The organism is Escherichia sp. UTM R2, assembly GCF_048593455.1.
In the GTDB taxonomy this organism is placed as follows: Bacteria; Pseudomonadota; Gammaproteobacteria; order Enterobacterales; family Enterobacteriaceae; genus Escherichia; species Escherichia coli.
Window position 1 is genome coordinate 1,101,580 of sequence record NZ_JBFWDY010000002.1, and the last position, 21,039, is coordinate 1,122,618.

The following is a 21,039-nucleotide window of genomic DNA, read 5'->3' on the forward strand; positions in this document are numbered from 1 at the left end:
ATGTCCCCATTTGTAAATGGCTATGCTTAGTCCACATAGGTTAATGGTGTGATTATTAATTCTTTAACTAAATCAAGATAGTTAATCCATCATGGGAGAGTTATGCGGCAATAACTTTGCATTTTTGAGACGAAACATAGTCACTCCACCATTGCATGAGAACCACCCGTTCAGTGAGATACTCTGCACGATTGTAGGCTGCAATTATTTCATCTTTCTTCGAGTGGGCAAGGGCGGCTTCTAAGACATCAGTCCTAAACTTGCCAGACTCCTCAGCAGCCGTTCTAGCAATGGATCGCATACCGTGAGCTACAAGCTCACCTCCGAAACCCATACGGATTATGGCCGCATTAGCTGTTTGTTCATGCATGTGATTGAGTGGAGCTTTGATACTGGGGAACACCCACTCTCTATGCCCGCTGATGACTTTCATTAAATCCAAAACTCGCAAAGCTTCTTTGCTCAGTGGAACTTTGTGAGGCTTCTTCATTTTCATAAACTCCGCCGGGATGTTCCACATGCCAGTTTCAATATCAATATCTGACCATCTTGTGCGAACAGCTTCACCTGGGCGAACCCATGTGAGAAGTTGCCACTCAATCAGTAGCCTTGTTTCCAAACGGATAGAAGCATTGTTTAGAGCAACCAAGAAGCGAGGGAGTTCGGAAGGGGGTAATGCTGGCATATTCTGTTTTTTTGGCTTGCTGAACCGTTGCCCCAGGTTGTCTGCCGGGTTGAATTCTATGAGTTCTTCTGTTGCTGCATAGCGGAAAATTTCATTCAGGCGGGATATGATGCGGCGAAGTGTTTCAAGGACACCTCGTTTTTCTATGGGTTCTAAATGCTGTTTAAGCATTTTAGGGCGAATCTCCTTAATTGGGGTATCACCCAATGTGGAAAAGATATTTCTCTCTAGGCTTCGCCAGATGTCGTTAGCATGATCTTGGGAGATGCCTGACGTTTTGACTTTCTCATCAAGCCACTTCTTGGCTACTGCTTGAAATGTATGTTCCGTGGCATCTTTCAGTGCATTGGCTTTTTGGTTGTTATGAACTTGGGGGTCTATACCATTTGTAAGCAACGACAAGTATTCATCACGTAAAGCTCGTGCCTTCGCAAGTGTAAGGTGAGGATAGGTTCCTAAGCTCACCTTAGTTCGCTTTTTGGTCACAGGCACTGCATATCTGAAATACCAATTTTTCTTCCCTCCCTTCGCCAGGGGAGCGATTCGCAACAGCAAACCATCGCCGTCAAAAAGGTTAACCTCTTTTTCGGCAGGTTTGGTGCTTTTGATTTCAGTGTCAGTGAGCTTCTTAGCGATTTTGGCCATGTTTGGGACCCTCGATTTTAGGACCCATCTTCGTGGGTCCCATTCAGGGTGCCATAACTCGTAGTTCTCAGCAATTCTCACTAGACTACAATAGACGTAAAAAAGCCCGCAGAGCTTGTGCTGTGCGGGCTTAGTAGACTTTACTGAACTTCAGTACATCAATATTTGGTGGAGCTGGCGGGAGTTGAACCCGCGTCCGAAATTCCTACATACCATTATCACTGTAGGAAAAACAGATGTTTATATTTTAAAACAGTGGGTTAGTGTTTTCCTTTGTTTGGGGGTTTTATCCATTTTTAACTCGCTGTCGCCATTTTGTCGCCATCACATACGCATTTCATTTGAGATAGGGAGAATGTGTGTAAACAGATTTTCAAAATATAGGGCATAATCAGGGATGACGTTACCAGTATTTTTGCTTGCTAGAAAAATATTGGGGTCTTCGTCAATTAAAATATATAGTTCAATGAGAATGTTTCTTAGCCCCCAAAGCATTTGCTTAAGTTGTTTTTCATCACTATATGAGATAGTTATTGATTCTATATTATGTTTGGGATTCTCAAAAATTATTAGAAATAGATGTTCTTGGTATTTATAGTCAATCCCAAGTAATCGGCATAGTTCAATTATGTGTGATTCTATTAGTTGCAGATTAGATAATTGGATATCATGAGTAGTATTTTTTGATGTAAGGCTTTTGTTTATTTTGTTATAAAGGTGTTTTGTTTTTTTTATGAAGCCATCTTCGACCGTGGTGCTATATCCATTATCGATTGAAGATGATTTGAATATATTTTTGTAGAGAGTGTAAGGATGAACGACAGATAATTCAATGTATTCCGTGCTTCCATCATTTTTGTTTAATCTTGATATTTTAAAAGCCGGTAGTGTTTTAAAAATATCCGCGTAACTTTTTAGATGTGAGTAATAAGAATCAGTTTTATTCTTTTCAATTACAAGATTGATTTGTTTTTGTGTTTTTTCAATCTGATTCTCTGTCTGAGTTGTTCTGTGTATATTATTTACTATTGATGCAAGAGGAACAGAAGAAGCTAAAATTAACAATGGTAATTTAGAGATATCTAAGAATTGATTAAAGCCTTCTGACGTAAAATCTAAACTGTGACCTTTCCATGCCCAAAGGCCATACAAAATAAACATTTCTAACGGTATGATAATTGAAGCTATAAATAATGGCTGCTTTAATAGGTTTTTCTCATTAAGTTTTAACCAGTTGAAATAATAGAATATAACAACCACACCAAGGATATGAAATATGCTAAATAAAACAAAGATTCTTGGTCTATTGGTATACACTAAACCTAGTGCAATAATAATAGATATAATGGTATAGGCAATGATTGATGTTAGTTTAATTTTCATTTTGTTAAACCAAAGTATACAAAGGGTTTTTTGTTACAGCATCTTCAAGATGATCCGGAGAAAAGTGAGCGTAAACCATCGTCATTTTTATGTCAGCATGACCAAGAATATCTCGCAGTACCAGTATATTTCCGCCGTTCATCATAAAATGGCTGGCGAATGTATGGCGCAGTACGTGGGTGCACTGGCCCTCTGGCAACTCGATGCCGGCTCGCTTTACTGCTCGTTCAAAGGCTTTTCTACATGGCGTGAATAACTTCCCTCTGTTCTTCGGGAGTTCGTCATACAGTTCCTGTGATATCGGTACTGTTCTGTTTTTCTTGCCTTTGGTCTTTGTATAAGTAATTCGGTATTTCGATATTTGGTGACCCTGCAGGTTTTCTGCTTCACTCCATCGTGCACCAGTAGCCAAACATATTTTTGCAATCATTAGTAGGCTGGCATTTTGAGATTCGGCGCAGGCATTAAGCAGGCGTTTGATTTCGTCCGCGGAAAGAAAAGCTAGCTCACCTTCGGCAATTTTGAAGGTCGGAAGTCCTGCCAGCGGGTTTGGTGCTGACCAGTGTCCTAGTTTTTTTAATGTACCGAACACCGATGATAGATTGCGCTGTTCAAGGTTTACCGTGCGGGGCTTAACGGGCGACATAAGCGTGCCATCTTCATTTCGTACTTCACCTTTTAACCGTGCTTCACGGTATTTCGTAAAGTCACCAGCTGTCAGTTCTGAGGCGATGGGATCGCCTAGACCATTACAGATAATTCTAAGTTTCGCCATGAGGCGCTTGGGGTCTGCGAGTGTTTGACCATACAGGGAATACCACTGCTCAATTAATTCTGATAGGTGTCGCCGATCTTCCTTTTCCCCCAGCCATGGTTTTTTGTTCACTTCTTCCATTGTGAAGCTTTCAAAAGCAATGGCTTCGCCTTTCGTAGCAAATTGCTTACGCACGCGCTTGCCATTGCGTCCATTGGGATAGCACTCGCACAACCATTTACCGTTTGGCTGTTTTCTGACAGTCATGTTTAGATACTCTTTATTACTTTGACTGCACGCCCAATAACTTCCACATCATCAGCAGAGCACTCGAAAGACGCTTCATCTTGATTTACTACAATTTTATTGCCGGGAATCCGCATGATTTTTGCAATAATAATCATTCCATCAATATTGATAAGCCAGAATCCATTGCTGACTTGTTTAACTGATTTATCGATGAGATAACAATCAGTAGGGGTTTCTAAGAACATCGATTCTTCATAATCTGCAGGTAATATGCTGTGGTCTAGGAAAATCTCTTCATCAATACTGAGTTGCCCATTTTCCAAGGTTCCTTTAGGAATAGATGGAGTTATGAGTTTGGATAACGGTTTAATTGCTTGTTTGTTCTCGTTATGAGATCTTTTCTCAGACTCGTATCCTTCTTTCATGCTTCCCTGTCCTGTGGCTAACCAAAGTAACGAAACACCGGTTTCTAGTGCACACTGAATTATCCAGTCAGCAGGAAAGCTGTCACGTAACACTCTGTTTGCCATAGTACTTTTTGAGACATTCAGGTGCTCGCTTAATGCCTGCTTAGTTGTGAATCCATAAGCCTTAAGCAGCCTCTCAATAGCTGCCTTACCTCCCGTATCGGAACCCATTCTGATGTTTAACATTGGTAATCTCCATTTGACAATCTTGAATCAAGATCGTAATGTCTTCATGTCTCTTGATATGAGAGTTAAAGAGACGGGCTAAAACGAACTAACACGCACACAAAGTAAGAGATACTGCACTATGAGTACTGATATTTCAATTCGTGTACCAAAAGAGATGGCTACGCCTGCAGAGTTCGCAGAGTGGGAGGGCATTTCCCGTGGCTCTGTTTACCAAAAAATTCACCATGGTCAACTTGCTAAGTACATGGTCAAGAAAGAAAAAAATAAAGGCCGCGTAAGCCTTCGTTATCTGATGTACAAAACTGATCAGGTCCGTGAATCCCTCGGTCATTCCAACTTCCGCGTCATTGTTGGTAAGTAAGTTCAATTATGGGAACTTTCTAAGGGGGCACCATGTTTGATTACAAGATTTCCAAACATCCGCATTTCGATGAAGCCTGTAGGGCTTTTGCACTGCGTCACAACCTGGTGCAACTGGCAGAACGTGCAGGCATGAATGTGCAGATTCTGCGGAACAAGCTGAACCCAGCTCAGCCTCATTTATTAACCGCACCAGAAATTTGGTTGCTTACCGATCTGACTGAAGATTCAACGCTGGTAGTTCCACGCTGGTGAAATTGCTCAATCAGCGGCGCTGGGCGGATGCATGCCGACAGTTGCCGCGCTGGGTTTATGTGAAAGGTGTTTTTAATCAGGGGCTGGATAACCGCCGTGCGCGGGAGATGGCCTGGTGTTTACAGGGAGCAAACTGAAATGAAAAAGAAATTAATCAGCGGACTGTTTCTGATGTTATGGATGGCGCTGTTAATCGCAGCAATGGTGTATCCGCAGGGGATTTTTCCGGTACTGGCAGCGTCCGGCGTTTGGGTAGCCTGTTTGCTGACATGGGCGGTAATTCCGGTAGCGCTGGCTGCGTTAATTAAGAATGGCCCGCTCTGGCAGGAGTTAAGGGCATCTTTGCTGAAGACAATTACCCGAAAAGAAAACGTATTTACCAGTTGGGTGATGCGATTGCTGATTGTTGTAAGTCTCGCCTGGACGGGGTGGGCTATTACCCTGGTCTTTTATCTGCTGACCGTTATTGCCTTCTGGATCACCCGTAATCAGATGGCGCAACAGGTAGCAGCATGAACCGGTTGCTGCTGGTTGTGCTGACGTTATTACTGGCGGCGCTGGGCTGGCAGACGTGGCGGCTGGCTGATGCCAGCCAGACCATCAGCACGCAGGCAGACGAGCTGCAGAGCAAAAGCCAGGCACTGGCAAAGAGCAACAGCCAGCTTATCAGCCTGTCCATTCTGACTGAAACCAATAACCGGGAGCAGGCGCGGCTCTATGCCGAAGCAGAACAGACCAGCACGCTGCTGAGACAACGACAACACCGGATCGAGGAACTGAAACGTGAGAACGAGGATTTACGCCGCTGGGCTGATACTCCTTTGCCTGCTGACATTATCCGGCTGCGGAAACGTCCGGCACTCACCGGAGGTATGGCTTACCGTCAGTGGTTGTCCGCGAGTGACGCCGTGTCGGCTGGATCAGGCAACGCCGCGCACTAACGGTGATCTGAACGCGTTGCTGGATGAAACGGAGGCCGCCTGGGCGGTCTGTGCAGACAAAGTGGACATGATTATTGCGTGTCAGGAGCGAAACAGTGAACAAACCACAATCCCTGCGCCACGCCCTCAATAAAGCGGTGCCTTATGTCCGCAATAACCCGGACAAACTGCATCTGTTTGTGGATAACGGTTCGCTGGTTGCCACGGGGGCCAGCTCCATGTCGTGGGAGTACCGTTACACACTGAACGCGGTGATTGAGGATTTCAGCGGCGACCAGAATCTGCTGATGGCCCCGGTTTTGCTGTGGCTGAGGGATAACCAGCCCGATGCCATCAATAACCCGGCGTTACGGGAAAAGCTATTCACCTTTGAGGTGGATATTCTGCGCAACGATGTCTGTGATATCAGCCTGAACCTGCAACTGACGGAACGTGTGCTGGTCAGCACTGACGGCAGTGTGTCGAGCGTTGAAGCTATAGCGGAACCTGATGCACCTGAAGAAATGTGGACGGTGAAACGTGGCTGAACTGCAGAAGGTGGACGACTGGCTGAGTGCCTTGCTGGCGAATCTGGAACCAGCCTCGAGAAGCCGCATGATGCGCCAGCTGGCGCAGGAACTTCGCCGGACACAGCAGCAGAATATCAGGATGCAGCGCAACCCTGACGGCAGCAGCTATGAACCGCGACGGGTAACAGCACGCAGTAAAAAAGGCCGTATCAAACGTCAGATGTTTGCAAAGCTGCGCACCACAAAATACCTGAAAACTGCTGCCAGCACCGACTCTGCCAGCGTGCAGTTTGAAGGCAAGGTGCAGCGCATTGCCCGCGTTCACCATTACGGCCTGCGAGATCGCGTCAGTCGTAAGGGACCGGAGGTGCGTTACGCAGAGCGTCGCCTTCTGGGTGTAAATGATGATGTTGAGGCAATGACCCGCGACATGATTCTGCAATGGCTGGCGGGGTGATCTTTGTATCAGCACTGATACAAGTTGCAGCACTGCCGCCTTTCTTCCCCTGATGGCAACCTTTCCCTATGAACGCACAATTAACCGAAATCATGCGCCTTATCACCAACCTGATCCGCACAGGGGTAGTCACCGAAGTGGACAGGGAAAACTGGCTTTGCCGGGTGAAAACGGGCGAGCTTGAAACCAACTGGATCAGCTGGCTGACGCTGCGTGCCGGGAATGCCCGTACATGGTGGCGACCATCGGAAGGTGAGCAGGTGGTGCTGCTGAGTCTGGGCGGCAATCTGGAAACCGCCTTTGCGCTGCCCGCTGTCTATTCGAATCAGTTCGCACCACCGTCGACGTCGGCGGACGCCTGCGTGACAGAACATCCTGACGGTGGCTGGTTTGAATACGAACCCGCCACCGGGCGCTGGTATGTCAGGGGCATCAAATCAATGGTCATTGAGGCTGCTGACAACATCACCATGAAAACCAGTGAGTTTGTACTGGAGGCTGACCGCACGCGCATTAACAGCGAAGTGGTGATCAATGGTGGCGTTACCCAGGGCGGCGGAGCGATGAGTTCTAACGGGATCGTGGTTGATGCGCATCAGCATACTGGCGTCCTGAAAGGCGGCGATACAACCGGAGGCCCGGTATGACGCTTTATAGCGGGATGAACAATACCAGCGGCAAAGTCATTACTGATATTGATCATCTGCGCCAGTCGGTGCGGGACATTCTGCTGACACCGCAGGGTAGCCGTATTGCCCGCCGGGAATATGGTTCCCTGCTGTCGGCACTGATAGATCAGCCACAAAATCCGGCATTACGCCTGCAGGTCATGTCGGCAGTGTATGTGGCGCTGAGTCGCTGGGAGCCACGGTTGACGCTGGATTCCATCACCATCAACAGCAATTTTGACGGTTCAATGGTGGTGGAGCTGACCGGGCGGCGGAATAACGGTGTGCCTGTGTCCCTTTCCGTATCAACAGGAGCAGAGAATGGCAGTGATTGACCTTTCGCAGTTGCCTGCACCGCAGATTGTGGATGTGCCGGACTTTGAGACGCTGCTTGCCGAACGCAAGGCAGAATTTGTGGCGCTTCATCCGAAAGATGAGCAGGAAGCAGTGATCCGCACGCTGGAACTGGAATCTGAACCCGCCACTAAATTGTTGCAGGAGAACGTTTACCGTGAGTTGCTTCTGCGCCAGCGCATTAACGAAGCCGCGCAGGCGGTGATGGTGGCTTACGCGATGGGCGGCGATCTTGACCAGCTCGCTGCCAACTACAACGTGACACGCCTGACGGTGACGCCTGCTGATAATGATGCTGTGACATCCGGCGCGGTGCTGGTATCTGTTGCCGTCACCGCGTCAATGTAATCCAGCACAGCGTTAAGGCGGGTTGTTTCTGCCTGCGTCAGTTTACGTCCGGCCTGCAATTTCAGCTGAATCAGACTGATGGAAGCCATAGCAGCATCAATCAGATGCTGTTTCATTAATTCAGATGCTGCAACCAATTCATCATGAGTTGGTTGTGCGGGTTCTGCCAGTACAGGCAGTCCGTTACTGTCTGCCGTAATATTCTTTCCTGCCTCCTGACCAGCAATAAGTGCGTCATATACTTCATCACTGATTTCTACTGCGTCACCGGGTATATAAGAGGATATATCGGGGTTATAAAGAGCAATCGGAGCAGATGTAAAATATTTCATTGTTTTCTCCATTTACCAGCCAATTGCCAGCCAACACCATGTTGCAGGTGATGATTCACTGCCTGTACTCATATTTTGCCCTGTCCATGATGCTGATGTTCTTCCTGGCATATAGAACCGAACATTCGATAAATCCGTAGACGCTGTCGCAAAGTCATGCGCAAAAATCGCAATACACGCATTTGGAAATGCGGATGGGAAGGTAATAACACCATTGCTTGCTGAGCTGGATATCTGAGATGCCTGAATAATAAACTCCCTGTTACCCGCCGTGAAAAATCGTGGCATAAGACCACCGTCGGGGAAGTGGTGAAGGAAATAGCCGCGCGGCACAAGCTGAAGATGGCACTGGGTAAAGACCTGTCGGATAAGCCCGTGGAGCATATAGACCAGACTAATGAGAGTGACGGCAGTTTTCTGATGCGGCTGGCGCGACAGTACGGTGCCATCGCGTCGGTGAAAAATGGCAATCTGTTATTCATCCGGCAGGGGCAGGGCAAAAGCGCCACTGGTAAACCTCTGCCAGTGATCACTATCACACGCAAGGACGGCGACAGTCACCGATTTACCCTGGCAGATCGCGGAGCCTACACGGGCGTAATTGCCAGCTGGTTGCATACCCGCGAACCTGCGAAGAAAGAAAGCACCACGGTGAAGCGTAAGCGCAGAACTAAGAAGCAGAAGAAAGAGCCAGAAGCGAAGCAGGGTGATTACCTGGTGGGTACGGATGAAAACGTGCTGGTACTTAATCGCACTTATGCCAACCGGAGCAACGCCGAACGAGCGGCGAAAATGCAGTGGGAACGCCTGCAACGCGGCGTTGCGTCATTTTCGCTACAACTGGCAGAAGGGCGGGCAGATCTCTACACGGAAATGCCTGTGAAGGTCAGTGGTTTTAAACAGCCGATAGATGATGCGGAATGGACCATTACGACTCTGACACATACCGTCAGCCCGGATAACGGTTTTACAACCAGTATTGAACTCGAAGTGAAGATTGATGATCTCGAAATGGAATAAAGTGTTCTCAATATTGATATTTTGTGTATCATTACAATGATTCTGATAGCAAAGGTAGGGATCTGGATATGATGAATTGTCCAAAGTGTGGTCATGCGGCACACACAAGGAGCAGTTTTCAAGTAACTGAAAGCACCAAAGAGCGTTACTGCCAGTGCCAAAATATTAACTGCGGGAGCACTTTTGTTACTCATGAAACAGTGGTCCGGTTTATTGTGACACCCGCACTGATTGCTACTGCTCCTCCACATCCATTGCCAGGTGGTCAGGGGCATATGAATTTTTGAGAAAGAGAACCTGCTACGGCAGGTTTTTATTCATCTGGGATCTCACCCGTTTCAAGAAAATGTATAAAGCCAGGCTCATCTATGATGATTGTGCCTTTCATCCTGGCTGCCGATACTTTTGATGGGCCTGCATTGTAACCGCAACAGAGCATCTGAAGGCTTTGGGTTATAGAGGTTCTTACCGTTAATCCTTGTTCATTCGCCTTATCAACCAATCTTTCTTTATCTGCTTTCTTAAATCCGGTGAAACACACATCGAATGTATTTTTTTTCGGACCAGACTGCTTAGTGAGATGTGAGTAGCTTTCGGGGAGGATTGACGCGCATTCCTGAATGGCTTGTTCTGGTGAATCGTACTGTTTAAGAATGCGGTCTTTTCGGAAGGTTTTTATTCGATCGGTGTTCTTACAAATGCCCTGTATATGATTTTCGCTATAACTGATGCTCTGTATAGAGTGAACAGCGATACGACCATTTGCATTGATGTAAACAAAGTGAAGTTCTTCCATGTGAAACCTCTTTGCATGATTTCAAGATGGCGACAGGCAAGATGGACGCAAAAGTCTGTCGCCATTTTGCCGCCATTACCAAAGAAAAAGGGGCTACGCTTTCACGTAACCCCTTGATTTATTTGGTGGAGCTGGCGGGAGTTGAACCCGCGTCCGAAATTCCTACATCCTCGGTACTACATGCTTAGTCAGTCTTTACATTCGCTTGCCAGCTGCGGACGGACACGCCACTAACAAACTAGCCTGATTAAGTTTTAACGCTTCAACCCCAGGCAGGGCTTCCACGCGATCTCTTTTGGGTTTGACCTCTCTTGATCCCCGTCCTAAGAGCGGAGGCTAGGGAGAGAGGGCTCTAAGCAGGTTATTAAGCTGCTAAAGCGTAGTTTTCGTCGTTTGCGACTATTTTTTGCGGCTTTTTACGAGGCCAACCGCCCCTCGGCATGCACCTTGGGTTTCGCAAATCCCGTCGAATCCAGAATCAGCCCCAATGTGTAAAGGTAAGTATACCAGATTTATGAGCGCCATGACCAGCCTCAATGGCGTTATCGTTAAAGATTTAGCACCCATGTAGCCTGATTTTTATTCGATTAAGCAATGGGATGGCAACATTTGTGTCGGATGTGATAGCCAATAAGATGTTCATTCGCGCCGCCGGAGAGGGAGGCGCGGTGAGGAACTGGTCAATAATTGGAGTGCAGGTTTAACGGTGGGCGTTTTTCATGATACGCGCTTTATCCACCTGCCATTCGCGCTCTTTGATATCTGAACGTTTATCGTGCTGTTTCTTACCTTTGGCGACGCCGATTTTCACTTTGCACCAGGCATTTTTCCAGTACAGGGAGAGCGCCACTACGGTATAGCCTTCTCGATTGACGCGACCGTACAATGAGTCCAGTTCGCGCTGGTTGAGAAGTAACTTGCGGGTACGGGTAGGATCGCACACCACATGCGTGGAGGCCACTGCCATTGGCGTGATGTTTGCGCCAAACAGGAACGCTTCTCCGTCACGCAGAAGGACATAGCTGTCGCTGATATTGGCTTTTCCTGCGCGCAGGGATTTAACTTCCCAGCCTTGCAGGGCAAGTCCCGCTTCGAACTCTTCTTCGATAAAGTATTCGTGACGGGCGCGCTTGTTAAGCGCGATGGTCGCTGAACCAGGTTTATGTGCTTTTTTCTTCGTCATAAGCGTCGTGAATCATCGGTAATCTGAAATCGAAAACACCCCATATCAATCCTGCGGGGGACAAGGCTCTATCTTAGCATGAACCCGATGTTACCCAGCGCCGGGATAGCGTTTTTTTTACAGCAGGATAAATGATATTATTTGTTGGATTTTTGTTGATGGAAATTGTTATGCCTCAGATTAGCCGGACCGCACTGGTACCCTACAGCGCGGAGCAAATGTATCAGTTAGTGAATGACGTTCAGTCTTATCCTCAGTTTTTGCCGGGTTGTACCGGAAGTCGGATTCTGGAGTCCACTCCTGGGCAGATGACTGCGGCGGTAGATGTCTCTAAGGCTGGGATCAGCAAAACGTTTACTACCCGCAACCAGTTGACCAGTAACCAAAGTATTCTTATGAATCTGGTGGATGGGCCGTTCAAGAAATTGATTGGTGGATGGAAGTTTACGCCGCTGAGCCAGGAGGCGTGTCGTATCGAGTTTCATCTCGACTTTGAGTTTACCAATAAGTTGATTGAACTCGCCTTTGGTCGCGTGTTTAAAGAGCTGGCGGCTAATATGGTCCAGGCTTTTACGGTTCGTGCGAAAGAGGTTTACAGTGCCAGGTAAAATTGCCGTTGAGGTGGCTTATGCGCTACCTGAGAAGCAGTACCTGCAGCGCGTGACGCTGCAGGAGGGCGCGACGGTTGAAGAAGCTATTCGCGCCAGTGGCTTGCTGGAATTGCGTACCGATATCGATTTAACTAAAAACAAAGTCGGCATTTACAGCCGTCCGGCAAAACTAAGCGATAGTGTGCATGATGGCGATCGGGTGGAGATTTATCGCCCTCTCATTGCCGATCCGAAAGAGCTTCGCAGGCAACGAGCAGAAAAATCAGCGAATAAATAACAGACAGAAAAAAGGTGCTCATTGAGCACCTTTTTTAACGTCTTTGAGAGCAACTTTATTATTAGTTACCACTCAGCGCAGGTTTGTTATCAATATTGGTCAACACACCGCTACTGTTAAAGGTCAGCGTCAGCGTTTGCTGCGTTACACCTTCATGACCTGGTTGCTGGCGGAAGACATAGAACCAGGTATTCGTACCAAATGGATCGGACATCAGCGGTGTACCCAATGCGTACGCAACTTGTTGTTGCGTCATGCCAACACGTATTTTGGATACGTCGTTAGCGGTCAGATAGTTCCCCTGGTTGATGTCAGGACGGTAAACCACTCGCTCCAGAGTGGAACAGCCTGCGGTCAACATCAATAGTACTGCTGCTGCAGCAGTCAGCGTTTTACAGCGCATAGTGATTTGATTCCTTTTCGGGCCCGAGCAGTACGTGGCTCATCTGTAATATGCCGATGATAATAGACCTTTCATCACTTTAAAACCTTTTGCTTTCCGGTCTTACGGCGTTTTGCTGTTTACTCTGACCGTGAAGCAGGAAAAAAGTTTACGCTGCAAGCAGTTCTTTCGCATTCGCCAGTGTATTACGTGTGACTTCACTGCCACCAAGCAGGCGCGCCAGCTCTTGTAACCGCGCTTTTTTATTCAGGGATTGCATATGCGTTTCTGTCATCGCACCATCGGTTTCTTTGCTGACAAAATAGTGTTGATGACCACATCCCGCGACTTGTGGCAGGTGGGTAACACACATCACCTGAGTTGATTCGCCGAGTTGACGCAGCAGTTTGCCGACAACTGCCGCTGTTGGACCGCTAATCCCTACATCCACTTCATCAAAAATCAGTGCCGGGGTTTCCATTTTACGCGCCGTGATGACCTGGATTGCCAGTGCGATGCGGGACAATTCACCACCGGATGCGACTTTGGCAATAGGCTGCATTGGCTGACCTGGGTTGGTGGTTACCCGAAACTCAATACGATCGGCACCGTCAGCGCCCAGGTGATGCTCGTCAAATTTAACATCGATCGTAAACTGCCCATGCGGCATTGAGAGCGCATGCATACTGTCGGTGATCAGCTGTGCAAGTTCTTCTGCATATTGCTGGCGTTGTTGGTGTAATGCGCGCGCGATTTCCAGTGCCTGCTGATGATGTTTCGTTACCGCCAGCGCAAGCGTTTCTTGTGAGTCGGCCTGATCGTCCAGTTGCTGCTGTTCTTCCAGTAGCGACTGGTAATACTGTGGCAATGCCTCAGGGCTGACGTGATGTTTACGTGCCAGCGAAATCTGTTTTGAGATGCGCTGTTCAAGTTCAAATAGTCGGTTGGGATCGAGATCCAGACGATCGCAGTAGTGGCGCAGTTCATCGCTGGCTTCAGCAATCTGGATGGTAGCTTCTTCCAGCATATCAAGTACGCCGGACAGTTTGCTGTCCATGCCAATCAATTCGCTCACCAGTTGTTTAGCCGTGTAAAGCTGACTTTGCAGGTTTGCGTCTTCACCGTCGGCCATTAATGCCAATGCATTCTGGCTGGTGGTCAGCAATTGACCGCTGTTCGCCAGACGTTTGTACTCTTCGTCGATTTGTTCAAACTCTCCGGGCTGCGGATTAAATTCGTTAAGTTCTTTTAATTGGTATTGCAGCAGTTCCGCACGGGCGGCGCGTTCCTGACTTAACTGTTGATGATGCGCGAGGTCACGGCAGCTTTGATGCCACAACTGATAACGTGCGGTCATTTCCTGCAGTAGAGAGGTTTCATTGGCATAGCCATCAAGCAGGAATTTTTGGTGCTCAGGTTTGGTGAGTAATTGATGAGCGTGCTGACCATGGATCTGAATCAGCAACTGACCCAGTTCGCGCAGTTGTGACAGAGGAACAGCTGTACCGTTGATGAAACCACGGGAGCGACCATCGCTGCTGATCACGCGACGAAGCAAACATTCATGCCCGTCTTCAAGCTGGTTTTCTTCCAGCCAGCGCAGAGCCGCTGGCGTATCTTTCAGAGAAAAACGGGCGCACAGGTCAGCGCGAGCAGCGCCGGTACGCACCATGTCGGCTTCAGCGCGACCACCGAGACAAAGACCGAGGGCATCTATTGCAATAGATTTACCCGCGCCGGTCTCGCCAGTTATTACGGTCATGCCGCTATGAAAATCAATCTCAAGCTCACGAACGATAGCAAAGTTGCTGATGGTCAGTTGTGCCAACATAGTCGTTTTCCTGTATGAAAAACCATTACTGTTATTGTGTACAGTATAAACTGGTTTTATATACAGTAAAGAGGCTGGCGTAAAATTAGAATAATTTTTTTGACCAGCCGAGCTTGGTGCTTAATGTGTTGAAATAACTGTAATCTTTCGGATGAATCAGATTCAGATGGTAATCACAGCGACGAATCAGGACATCTTCACCTTCCTGAATCGGCAGTGCTATCTGGCTGTCGCAACTGATTTCCAGGTCGTTACGGCGATGCGAAAAACGCAGACGGATCGTGCTGCTGCTGTTTATGACCAGTGGTCGTGCTGACAACGTATGCGGGAACATGGGCACCAGGGTAATCGCATCCAGAGAGGGGGTCAGAATAGGACCGCCTGCAGAGAGGGAATAGGCGGTGGAGCCTGTTGGCGTCGAAATAATTAGTCCATCAGATCGCTGAGAAAACGCAAAGATCTCGTCGATATACACTTCGAACTCAATCATATGCGCCACTTTGCCTGGATGAAGCACCACTTCATTTATCGCGGTGCTGATGCGTTTCTGGCAATCTTGCTGACAGACTTGCGCTTCCAGCAAAAAACGTTTCTCGCTGATGTAGTGGCCTTCCAGCACATCGGCTAACTGTTGCTGGGCGTTATCGGGGTCAAGGTCAGTCAGGAAACCCAGGTTGCCACGGTTGATTCCAATAACTTTAATATCGTAACGGGCGAGTGTGCGTGCCGCGCCCAGCATATTACCGTCGCCACCAACGACTACCGCGAGATCAGCTAGTTGCCCAATCTCCGCGAGCGTGCCAGTTTTCACATTCTTCAGTTGCAGTTCGTGAGCGATTTGTTGCTCAACGATGACCTCGTAACCTTTTGTGCACAGCCAGCGGTAGAGCATTTCATGTGTTGTCAGTGCAGTGGGGTGCCGTGGGTGTCCCACAATGCCAATACACTTGAAATGATTATTCATTTTTCCGAGGTCCTTGTTGCGAAGATTGATGACAATGTGAGTGCTTCCCTTGAAACCCTGAAACTGATCCCCATAATAAGCGAAGTTAGCGAGATGAATGCGAAAAAAACGCGGAGAAATTCATGAGTAGTAAAGAACAGAAAACGCCTGAGGGGCAAGCCCCGGAAGAAATTATCATGGATCAGCACGAAGAGATTGAGGCAGTTGAGCCAGAAGCTTCTGCTGAGCAGGTGGATCCGCGCGATGAAAAAATTGCGAATCTCGAAGCTCAGCTGGCTGAAGCCCAGACCCGTGAACGTGACGGCATTTTGCGTGTAAAAGCCGAAATGGAAAACCTGCGTCGACGTACTGAACTGGATATTGAAAAAGCCCACAAATTCGCGCTGGAGAAATTCATCAACGAATTGCTGCCGGTGATTGATAGCCTGGATCGTGCGCTGGAAGTGGCTGATAAAGCTAACCCGGATATGTCTGCGATGGTTGAAGGCATTGAGCTGACGCTGAAGTCGATGCTGGATGTTGTGCGTAAGTTTGGTGTTGAAGTGATCGCCGAAACTAACGTGCCGCTGGACCCGAATGTGCATCAGGCTATCGCAATGGTGGAATCTGATGACGTTGCGCCAGGTAACGTACTGGGCATTATGCAGAAGGGTTATACGCTGAATGGTCGTACGATTCGTGCGGCGATGGTAACTGTAGCGAAAGCAAAAGCGTAATTTCTGTTTTCGTAATAATTCACGGCCCTGCATGCGAATGCAGGGCCGTTTTCGTTACTCCGCCACACTCTCGCGCAGCGGTTTCACAGGAAAAACTTTTACCTGCTTAATCATATTGTCCTGTACGTCGAGAATATCTATATCGTACTCGCCAATACGCACGCGGGTGCCTGCGACAGGGATCTCTTCCAGTGCCTCAAGAATGACGCCATTAACCGTGCGGGCATCATCTTCCGGTAGATGCCAGTTAAAGGCTTTGTTGATTTCCCGCACGTTGGCGGTGCCATCGATAATCACCGAACCGTCGTTTTGCGGCGTGACCTCTTCGGCAAGTGTTGGAGACATCGACGTAGTGAAATCGCCGACAATCTCTTCCAGAATATCTTCAACCGTCACCAGCCCCTGAATGTCTCCATACTCGTTGACGACCAGGCCGACTTTCTTTTTGTTGCGCTGAAACTTTACCAACTGCGTGCTGAGCGGCGTACCTTCCGGCACAAAATAGATCTCGTCCGCGGCGCGCAGCATGGTTTCTTTGGTGAACTCTTTTTTCTCCGACATCAACCGCCAGGCTTCACGTACTCGCAGCATACTGATGGCGTCGTCCAGCGAATCACGGTAGAGCACGATGCGCCCGTGAGGTGAGTGGGAGAGTTGGCGCAGAATCGATTTCCAGTCATCGTTGATATCAATACCGATAATTTCACTGCGCGGCACCATGATGTCATCAACGGTCATTTTTTCCAGATCGAGCACCGACAGCAGCATATCCTGATTGCGACGGGAAATTTGTGAGCGTGATTCGTGCACGATAGTGCGCAACTCTTCTTTGCTCAAAGAGCCGCTAACCACGATATCGGTTTTGATACCCATCATGCGCATCAGCATACGGGTGATAGCATTCAGCAACCAGACCAGCGGCATCATCAAAATTTGCAGCGGAGCCAGCAGAAAACTACTCGGATAAGCGACTTTTTCCGGGTACAGCGCGGCAATGGTTTTCGGCAATACCTCAGCAAATACCAGTACGACAAAAGTCAGCACACCAGTCGCAATTGCCACGCCCGCATCGCCGTACAAACGCATCCCAACAATAGTGCCGAGCGCGGAGGCAAGAATATTGACCAGGTTATTGCCGATTAACACCAGGCTTATCAGGCGGTCTGGCTTACGCAGCAATTTTTCGACGCGTTTGGCCGAGCGATTACCCTGTTTCGCCATATGTCGCAGACGATAGCGGTTGAGGGTCATCATTCCGGTTTCGGACCCGGAAAAATAGGCTGAAATGACCACCATGATGATCAGAATAATGATCAACGTAGTAGTAGAAATGTGTTCCAGGGGAAACTCCTTTTCTGGGTTTAGCTGATTAACTGCTGGACAATTCGGCTGCCGAAGTAGGCCAGTGTCAGAATTACCGCGCCCGCAACGTTAAACCAGACGACGCGGCGTCCACGCCATCCTTCATGGTAATGTCCCCACAGCAGCACAATATAGACAAACCACGCCACGATAGAGAGCACAGCCTTGTCGATATTTTCCATGCTAAATAGGTTGTGCATGTAGAACAGGCCAGTGCAAAGCGTGAGCGTTAGCAGCACCACGCCAATCTGCGTGATGTGGAACATTTTACGCTCGATACTCATCAATGGCGGCATTTCCTGGTTAAATGCCAGCTTCTTGTTCTTCAGTTGGTAATCAATCCACGCCAGTTGCAGCGCGTACAGGGCGGCGATAATTAGCGTGGCATAGGAAAAGAGCGATAAGCCAATGTGCACCAGCATCCCAGGCGTTGCTTCCAGATGGGTGATGTATTCATTGGGCATGAAGGTCGCCAGCGCCAGGTTGATAAGCGCAAAGGCATAGACAATGGGTAGCAGCAACCAGCCACGATTGCGAGAAGCCACAATGGTCATTACCGTACAGATCATCAAACTGACCAATGAACCAACGTTCAGCAGGCTGAGGTTTTGTCCGCTATCACCGTCGGGCAGGATGCGGGCTTCCAGAGCGATTGCGTGGCAGACCAGCGCAATGACCGCAGAAATAATAGCCATGCGCCGCCAGCCGCCGTTTTTTTGCAGCAGACCGGGAACAATCAGCGCAAGACTGACGGAGTAGGCGACAAGCGCGAGCAGAGCAAAAACGGGCATAGTGATGTCGACAGTTTGAGCAATAAGAAAGAGAAGCAGTATAGCGTCAGGTGAACGCTGCTCCAACCGTTGCATAACAACAAAGACGCCTTCATGTTATACTGCGGCAAAATACTGATGATGTGTCGCGATTGCGGCCAACCGTTTCCACCTCAGGCGAGAGACAATGTTTGATAATTTAACCGATCGTTTGTCGCGCACGCTGCGCAATATCAGTGGCCGTGGACGCCTCACTGAAGACAACGTAAAAGATACGCTGCGCGAAGTGCGCATGGCGCTGCTGGAGGCGGACGTCGCTCTGCCGGTAGTGCGTGAGTTTATCAATCGCGTAAAAGAGAAAGCGGTTGGTCATGAAGTTAATAAGAGCCTGACGCCGGGGCAGGAGTTCGTCAAAATCGTCCGTAACGAACTGGTTGCGGCGATGGGCGAAGAGAACCAGACCCTGAACCTGGCGGCGCAACCGCCTGCGGTCGTGCTGATGGCGGGCCTGCAAGGTGCCGGTAAAACAACCAGCGTTGGTAAACTCGGTAAGTTCCTGCGCGAGAAGCACAAGAAGAAAGTGCTGGTGGTTTCTGCCGACGTTTATCGCCCGGCGGCAATCAAACAGCTTGAGACGCTGGCAGAGCAGGTGGGCGTTGATTTCTTCCCTTCTGATGTTGGTCAGAAGCCGGTAGATATCGTTAACGCGGCGCTGAAAGAAGCCAAACTGAAATTCTACGACGTGCTGCTGGTGGATACCGCTGGTCGTCTGCACGTTGACGAAGCGATGATGGACGAGATCAAACAAGTCCATGCGTCGATTAACCCGGTTGAAACCCTGTTTGTGGTTGACGCCATGACCGGTCAGGATGCGGCCAATACGGCAAAAGCATTCAATGAAGCGTTACCGCTTACCGGCGTAGTGTTGACCAAAGTGGACGGCGATGCCCGCGGCGGTGCGGCGCTCTCTATTCGTCACATCACTGGCAAACCGATCAAGTTTCTCGGTGTTGGCGAGAAAACTGAGGCGCTGGAGCCGTTCCATCCGGACCGCATCGCGTCGCGTATTCTCGGCATGGGCGACGTACTGTCGCTGATCGAAGATATCGAAAGCAAAGTTGACCGCGCGCAGGCAGAGAAATTAGCCAGCAAGCTGAAAAAAGGCGACGGCTTCGATCTCAACGATTTTCTTGAGCAACTGCGCCAGATGAAAAATATGGGCGGCATGGCTAGCCTGATGGGCAAGCTGCCGGGCATGGGGCAGATCCCGGATAATGTTAAGTCGCAGATGGACGATAAAGTGCTGGTGCGTATGGAAGCCATCATCAACTCGATGACGATGAAAGAGCGCGCTAAGCCAGAAATCATCAAAGGTTCGCGTAAGCGTCGTATCGCTGCCGGTTGCGGTATGCAGGTGCAGGACGTTAACCGCCTTCTGAAGCAGTTCGACGACATGCAGCGCATGATGAAGAAAATGAAGAAGGGCGGAATGGCGAAGATGATGAGAAGCATGAAGGGGATGATGCCGCCGGGATTTCCTGGTCGCTAAATGACCTTATGCGACAGAGTTATTAACTGCTGATTGCATTTTCTCCAGAAATCAGTAAAATTTTCGGGCTTTTAATATGACACCGGACTCCGTTCCTCGATGGGGTCCGGTTGTTTTATTCACACAAGAGGATGTTATGGTAACTATTCGTTTAGCACGTCACGGCGCTAAAAAGCGTCCGTTCTACCAGGTTGTTGTCGCTGACAGCCGTAATGCACGCAACGGTCGCTTCATCGAGCGCGTTGGTTTCTTCAACCCAATCGCTAGCGAAAAAGAAGAAGGCACTCGCCTGGATCTGGATCGCATCGCTCACTGGGTTGGCCAGGGCGCAACTATTTCTGATCGCGTTGCTGCGCTGATCAAAGAAGTAAACAAAGCAGCTTAATCTGTCACGGTGGTCATGATGAGCAAACAACTCACCGCGCAAGCACCTGTTGATCCCATCGTTTTGGGAAAAATGGGTTCGTCTTACGGTATTCGTGGGTGGCTCAGAGTGTTTTCTTCCACCGAAGACGCCGAAAGCATTTTTGACTATCAGCCCTGGTTTATCCAGAAGGCGGGTCAGTGGCAGCAAGTCCAGCTGGAAAGCTGGAAGCACCACAATCAGGACATGATCATCAAGCTGAAAGGCGTTGACGATCGTGATGCGGCGAACCTGCTGACGAATTGTGAAATTGTCGTGGATTCATCGCAGCTGCCTCAGCTTGAAGAGGGGGACTACTACTGGAAAGACCTGATGGGCTGCCAGGTAGTAACCACTGAAGGCTACGATCTCGGTAAAGTCGTCGATATGATGGAAACCGGATCTAATGACGTTCTCGTCATTAAGGCAAACCTGAAAGATGCGTTTGGTATCAAGGAACGTCTCGTACCGTTCCTCGATGGGCAGGTTATCAAGAAAGTCGATCTCACTACTCGTTCAATCGAAGTAGATTGGGATCCTGGTTTTTAAACCACCGGATAAACGGTAAAAGACGGCGCT

At 48.8% G+C, this 21,039-nt stretch carries 28 protein-coding genes, 1 other RNA gene and 4 pseudogenes; 19 read left to right on the forward strand and 14 right to left on the reverse strand.

Annotation, left to right across the window (positions count from 1 at the left end):
* Positions 1 to 100: 100 nt before the first annotated feature.
* The 4 genes from AB4H76_RS06140 to AB4H76_RS06155 form a co-directional block, all read right to left on the reverse strand.
* Positions 101 to 1,330, reverse strand: coding sequence for an integrase domain-containing protein (locus AB4H76_RS06140; protein WP_001062342.1), 1,230 nt, complete (start codon positions 1,328 to 1,330; stop codon positions 101 to 103).
* 324 nt (positions 1,331 to 1,654) lie between these two features.
* A complete protein-coding gene (locus tag AB4H76_RS06145) occupies positions 1,655 to 2,713 on the reverse strand; it encodes a hypothetical protein (RefSeq protein WP_059320302.1) in 1,059 nt (352 codons plus the stop codon).
* Positions 2,714 to 2,717: 4 nt separating this feature from the next.
* Positions 2,718 to 3,734, reverse strand: coding sequence for a site-specific integrase (locus tag AB4H76_RS06150; RefSeq protein WP_059320301.1), 1,017 nt, complete (start codon positions 3,732 to 3,734; stop codon positions 2,718 to 2,720).
* A gap of 2 nt (positions 3,735 to 3,736) precedes the next feature.
* Positions 3,737 to 4,369 (reverse strand): phage repressor protein CI, encoded by a 633-nt coding sequence (locus AB4H76_RS06155; RefSeq protein WP_088551304.1) that lies wholly within the window; start codon positions 4,367 to 4,369, stop codon positions 3,737 to 3,739.
* A 121-nt stretch (positions 4,370 to 4,490) separates the two neighbouring features.
* Here AB4H76_RS06155 and AB4H76_RS06160 point away from each other — a divergent pair, with 121 nt between their 5' ends.
* From AB4H76_RS06160 to AB4H76_RS06210, 11 genes and pseudogenes are all read left to right on the forward strand, one after another.
* Positions 4,491 to 4,733, forward strand: coding sequence for a Rha family transcriptional regulator (locus tag AB4H76_RS06160; RefSeq protein WP_000102105.1), 243 nt, complete (start codon positions 4,491 to 4,493; stop codon positions 4,731 to 4,733).
* 32 nt (positions 4,734 to 4,765) lie between these two features.
* Positions 4,766 to 4,972, forward strand: a pseudogene (locus tag AB4H76_RS06165) (phage regulatory CII family protein); the annotation flags it as partial.
* Positions 4,963 to 5,124 (forward strand): annotated as a pseudogene (locus AB4H76_RS06170) (glycoside hydrolase family protein); the annotation flags it as partial. The pseudogenes AB4H76_RS06165 and AB4H76_RS06170, both read left to right, overlap by 10 nt.
* Position 5,125: 1 nt before the next feature.
* Entirely contained in the window at positions 5,126 to 5,503 is a 378-nt protein-coding gene (locus tag AB4H76_RS06175) for a DNZ54_00345 family protein (RefSeq protein ID WP_000727853.1), read from the forward strand.
* The gene (gene lysB, locus AB4H76_RS06180; protein ID WP_001080935.1) at positions 5,500 to 5,928 is read left to right on the forward strand and encodes an Rz-like lysis system protein LysB; all 429 of its coding nucleotides are present in this window, start codon (positions 5,500 to 5,502) and stop codon (positions 5,926 to 5,928) included. Before AB4H76_RS06175 ends, lysB begins: the two co-directional genes overlap by 4 nt.
* Positions 5,813 to 6,061: an Rz1-like lysis system protein LysC gene (gene lysC, locus AB4H76_RS06185; RefSeq protein ID WP_224620943.1), complete on the forward strand. Its 249-nt coding sequence runs from the start codon at positions 5,813 to 5,815 to the stop codon at positions 6,059 to 6,061. Before lysB ends, lysC begins: the two co-directional genes overlap by 116 nt.
* Positions 6,024 to 6,455 carry a phage tail protein gene (locus AB4H76_RS06190; RefSeq protein ID WP_001039935.1) on the forward strand — a complete coding sequence of 144 codons (432 nt, stop codon included), beginning with the start codon at positions 6,024 to 6,026 and terminating at the stop codon, positions 6,453 to 6,455. The genes lysC and AB4H76_RS06190 overlap by 38 nt, the downstream gene beginning before the upstream one ends.
* Positions 6,448 to 6,894: a phage virion morphogenesis protein gene (locus AB4H76_RS06195; RefSeq protein ID WP_000829141.1), complete on the forward strand. Its 447-nt coding sequence runs from the start codon at positions 6,448 to 6,450 to the stop codon at positions 6,892 to 6,894. The genes AB4H76_RS06190 and AB4H76_RS06195 overlap by 8 nt, the downstream gene beginning before the upstream one ends.
* Before the next feature lie 68 nt (positions 6,895 to 6,962).
* Positions 6,963 to 7,541, forward strand: coding sequence for a phage baseplate assembly protein V (locus tag AB4H76_RS06200; RefSeq protein ID WP_000993775.1), 579 nt, complete (start codon positions 6,963 to 6,965; stop codon positions 7,539 to 7,541).
* Positions 7,538 to 7,897, forward strand: coding sequence for a GPW/gp25 family protein (locus AB4H76_RS06205; protein WP_000177590.1), 360 nt, complete (start codon positions 7,538 to 7,540; stop codon positions 7,895 to 7,897). Before AB4H76_RS06200 ends, AB4H76_RS06205 begins: the two co-directional genes overlap by 4 nt.
* A pseudogene (locus AB4H76_RS06210) lies at positions 7,884 to 8,216 on the forward strand (baseplate assembly protein); the annotation flags it as partial. The gene AB4H76_RS06205 and the pseudogene AB4H76_RS06210, both read left to right, overlap by 14 nt.
* Here the strand turns inward: AB4H76_RS06210 and AB4H76_RS06215 are convergent.
* Together AB4H76_RS06215 and AB4H76_RS06220 are read right to left on the reverse strand one after the other, a co-directional pair.
* Positions 8,168 to 8,608, reverse strand: coding sequence for a tail fiber assembly protein (locus AB4H76_RS06215; RefSeq protein ID WP_407290607.1), 441 nt, complete (start codon positions 8,606 to 8,608; stop codon positions 8,168 to 8,170). The pseudogene AB4H76_RS06210 and the gene AB4H76_RS06215 overlap by 49 nt on opposite strands.
* Positions 8,609 to 8,980, reverse strand: a complete 372-nt coding sequence (locus AB4H76_RS06220; protein ID WP_407290608.1) for a gp53-like domain-containing protein — start codon at positions 8,978 to 8,980, stop codon at positions 8,609 to 8,611.
* Here AB4H76_RS06220 and AB4H76_RS06225 point away from each other — a divergent pair.
* Positions 8,861 to 9,616 (forward strand): annotated as a pseudogene (locus AB4H76_RS06225) (contractile injection system protein, VgrG/Pvc8 family); the annotation flags it as partial. The gene AB4H76_RS06220 and the pseudogene AB4H76_RS06225 sit on opposite strands and share 120 nt — an antisense overlap.
* Positions 9,617 to 9,684: 68 nt before the next feature.
* A complete protein-coding gene (locus AB4H76_RS06230) occupies positions 9,685 to 9,903 on the forward strand; it encodes an ogr/Delta-like zinc finger family protein (RefSeq protein WP_000980501.1) in 219 nt (72 codons plus the stop codon).
* A gap of 26 nt (positions 9,904 to 9,929) precedes the next feature.
* On the opposite strand, the gene AB4H76_RS06235 is transcribed toward AB4H76_RS06230, so the two are convergent.
* From AB4H76_RS06235 to smpB, 3 genes are all read right to left on the reverse strand, one after another.
* Positions 9,930 to 10,412, reverse strand: a complete 483-nt coding sequence (locus AB4H76_RS06235) for a hypothetical protein (RefSeq protein WP_121689818.1) — start codon at positions 10,410 to 10,412, stop codon at positions 9,930 to 9,932.
* 123 nt (positions 10,413 to 10,535) lie between these two features.
* Positions 10,536 to 10,898, reverse strand: a transfer-messenger RNA (tmRNA) gene (ssrA, locus tag AB4H76_RS06240).
* A gap of 214 nt (positions 10,899 to 11,112) precedes the next feature.
* Positions 11,113 to 11,595, reverse strand: coding sequence for an SsrA-binding protein SmpB (gene smpB, locus AB4H76_RS06245; protein WP_000162574.1), 483 nt, complete (start codon positions 11,593 to 11,595; stop codon positions 11,113 to 11,115).
* Positions 11,596 to 11,765: 170 nt separating this feature from the next.
* Between smpB and ratA the strand changes: the two genes are divergently transcribed.
* The gene (gene ratA, locus AB4H76_RS06250) at positions 11,766 to 12,203 is read left to right on the forward strand and encodes a type II toxin-antitoxin system toxin RatA (protein WP_001300750.1); all 438 of its coding nucleotides are present in this window, start codon (positions 11,766 to 11,768) and stop codon (positions 12,201 to 12,203) included.
* Entirely contained in the window at positions 12,193 to 12,483 is a 291-nt protein-coding gene (locus AB4H76_RS06255; RefSeq protein ID WP_001117838.1) for an RnfH family protein, read from the forward strand. Before ratA ends, AB4H76_RS06255 begins: the two co-directional genes overlap by 11 nt.
* A 61-nt stretch (positions 12,484 to 12,544) precedes the next feature.
* Here AB4H76_RS06255 and bamE read toward each other — a convergent pair whose 3' ends face one another.
* The 3 genes from bamE to nadK all read right to left on the reverse strand — a co-directional run bounded on the left by bamE (position 12,545) and on the right by nadK (position 15,660).
* Entirely contained in the window at positions 12,545 to 12,886 is a 342-nt protein-coding gene (gene bamE, locus AB4H76_RS06260; RefSeq protein ID WP_001203437.1) for an outer membrane protein assembly factor BamE, read from the reverse strand.
* Between the two features lie 148 nt (positions 12,887 to 13,034).
* A complete protein-coding gene (recN, locus tag AB4H76_RS06265; RefSeq protein ID WP_000880910.1) occupies positions 13,035 to 14,696 on the reverse strand; it encodes a DNA repair protein RecN in 1,662 nt (553 codons plus the stop codon).
* An 85-nt stretch (positions 14,697 to 14,781) separates the two neighbouring features.
* On the reverse strand, positions 14,782 to 15,660 hold the full coding sequence (nadK, locus tag AB4H76_RS06270) for an NAD(+) kinase (RefSeq protein WP_001059169.1): 879 nt from the start codon (positions 15,658 to 15,660) through the stop codon (positions 14,782 to 14,784).
* Positions 15,661 to 15,782: 122 nt separating this feature from the next.
* On the opposite strand from nadK, the gene grpE reads away from it, so the two are divergent.
* Positions 15,783 to 16,376, forward strand: coding sequence for a nucleotide exchange factor GrpE (grpE, locus tag AB4H76_RS06275; RefSeq protein ID WP_001296310.1), 594 nt, complete (start codon positions 15,783 to 15,785; stop codon positions 16,374 to 16,376).
* 54 nt (positions 16,377 to 16,430) lie between these two features.
* On the opposite strand, the gene AB4H76_RS06280 is transcribed toward grpE, so the two are convergent.
* Positions 16,431 to 17,717 carry an HlyC/CorC family transporter gene (locus AB4H76_RS06280; protein WP_010723175.1) on the reverse strand — a complete coding sequence of 429 codons (1,287 nt, stop codon included), beginning with the start codon at positions 17,715 to 17,717 and terminating at the stop codon, positions 16,431 to 16,433.
* 20 nt (positions 17,718 to 17,737) lie between these two features.
* Positions 17,738 to 18,529: a cytochrome C assembly family protein gene (locus tag AB4H76_RS06285; RefSeq protein WP_001338897.1), complete on the reverse strand. Its 792-nt coding sequence runs from the start codon at positions 18,527 to 18,529 to the stop codon at positions 17,738 to 17,740.
* Positions 18,530 to 18,695: 166 nt separating this feature from the next.
* Here AB4H76_RS06285 and ffh point away from each other — a divergent pair, with 166 nt between their 5' ends.
* The 3 genes from ffh to rimM all read left to right on the forward strand — a co-directional run bounded on the left by ffh (position 18,696) and on the right by rimM (position 21,009).
* The gene (gene ffh / locus AB4H76_RS06290; protein ID WP_000460035.1) at positions 18,696 to 20,057 is read left to right on the forward strand and encodes a signal recognition particle protein; all 1,362 of its coding nucleotides are present in this window, start codon (positions 18,696 to 18,698) and stop codon (positions 20,055 to 20,057) included.
* A gap of 136 nt (positions 20,058 to 20,193) precedes the next feature.
* Positions 20,194 to 20,442 (forward strand): 30S ribosomal protein S16, encoded by a 249-nt coding sequence (gene rpsP / locus AB4H76_RS06295; protein WP_000256450.1) that lies wholly within the window; start codon positions 20,194 to 20,196, stop codon positions 20,440 to 20,442.
* Between the two features lie 18 nt (positions 20,443 to 20,460).
* Positions 20,461 to 21,009 (forward strand): ribosome maturation factor RimM, encoded by a 549-nt coding sequence (gene rimM / locus AB4H76_RS06300; RefSeq protein ID WP_000043335.1) that lies wholly within the window; start codon positions 20,461 to 20,463, stop codon positions 21,007 to 21,009.
* The last annotated feature ends 30 nt before the right edge of the window (positions 21,010 to 21,039 follow it).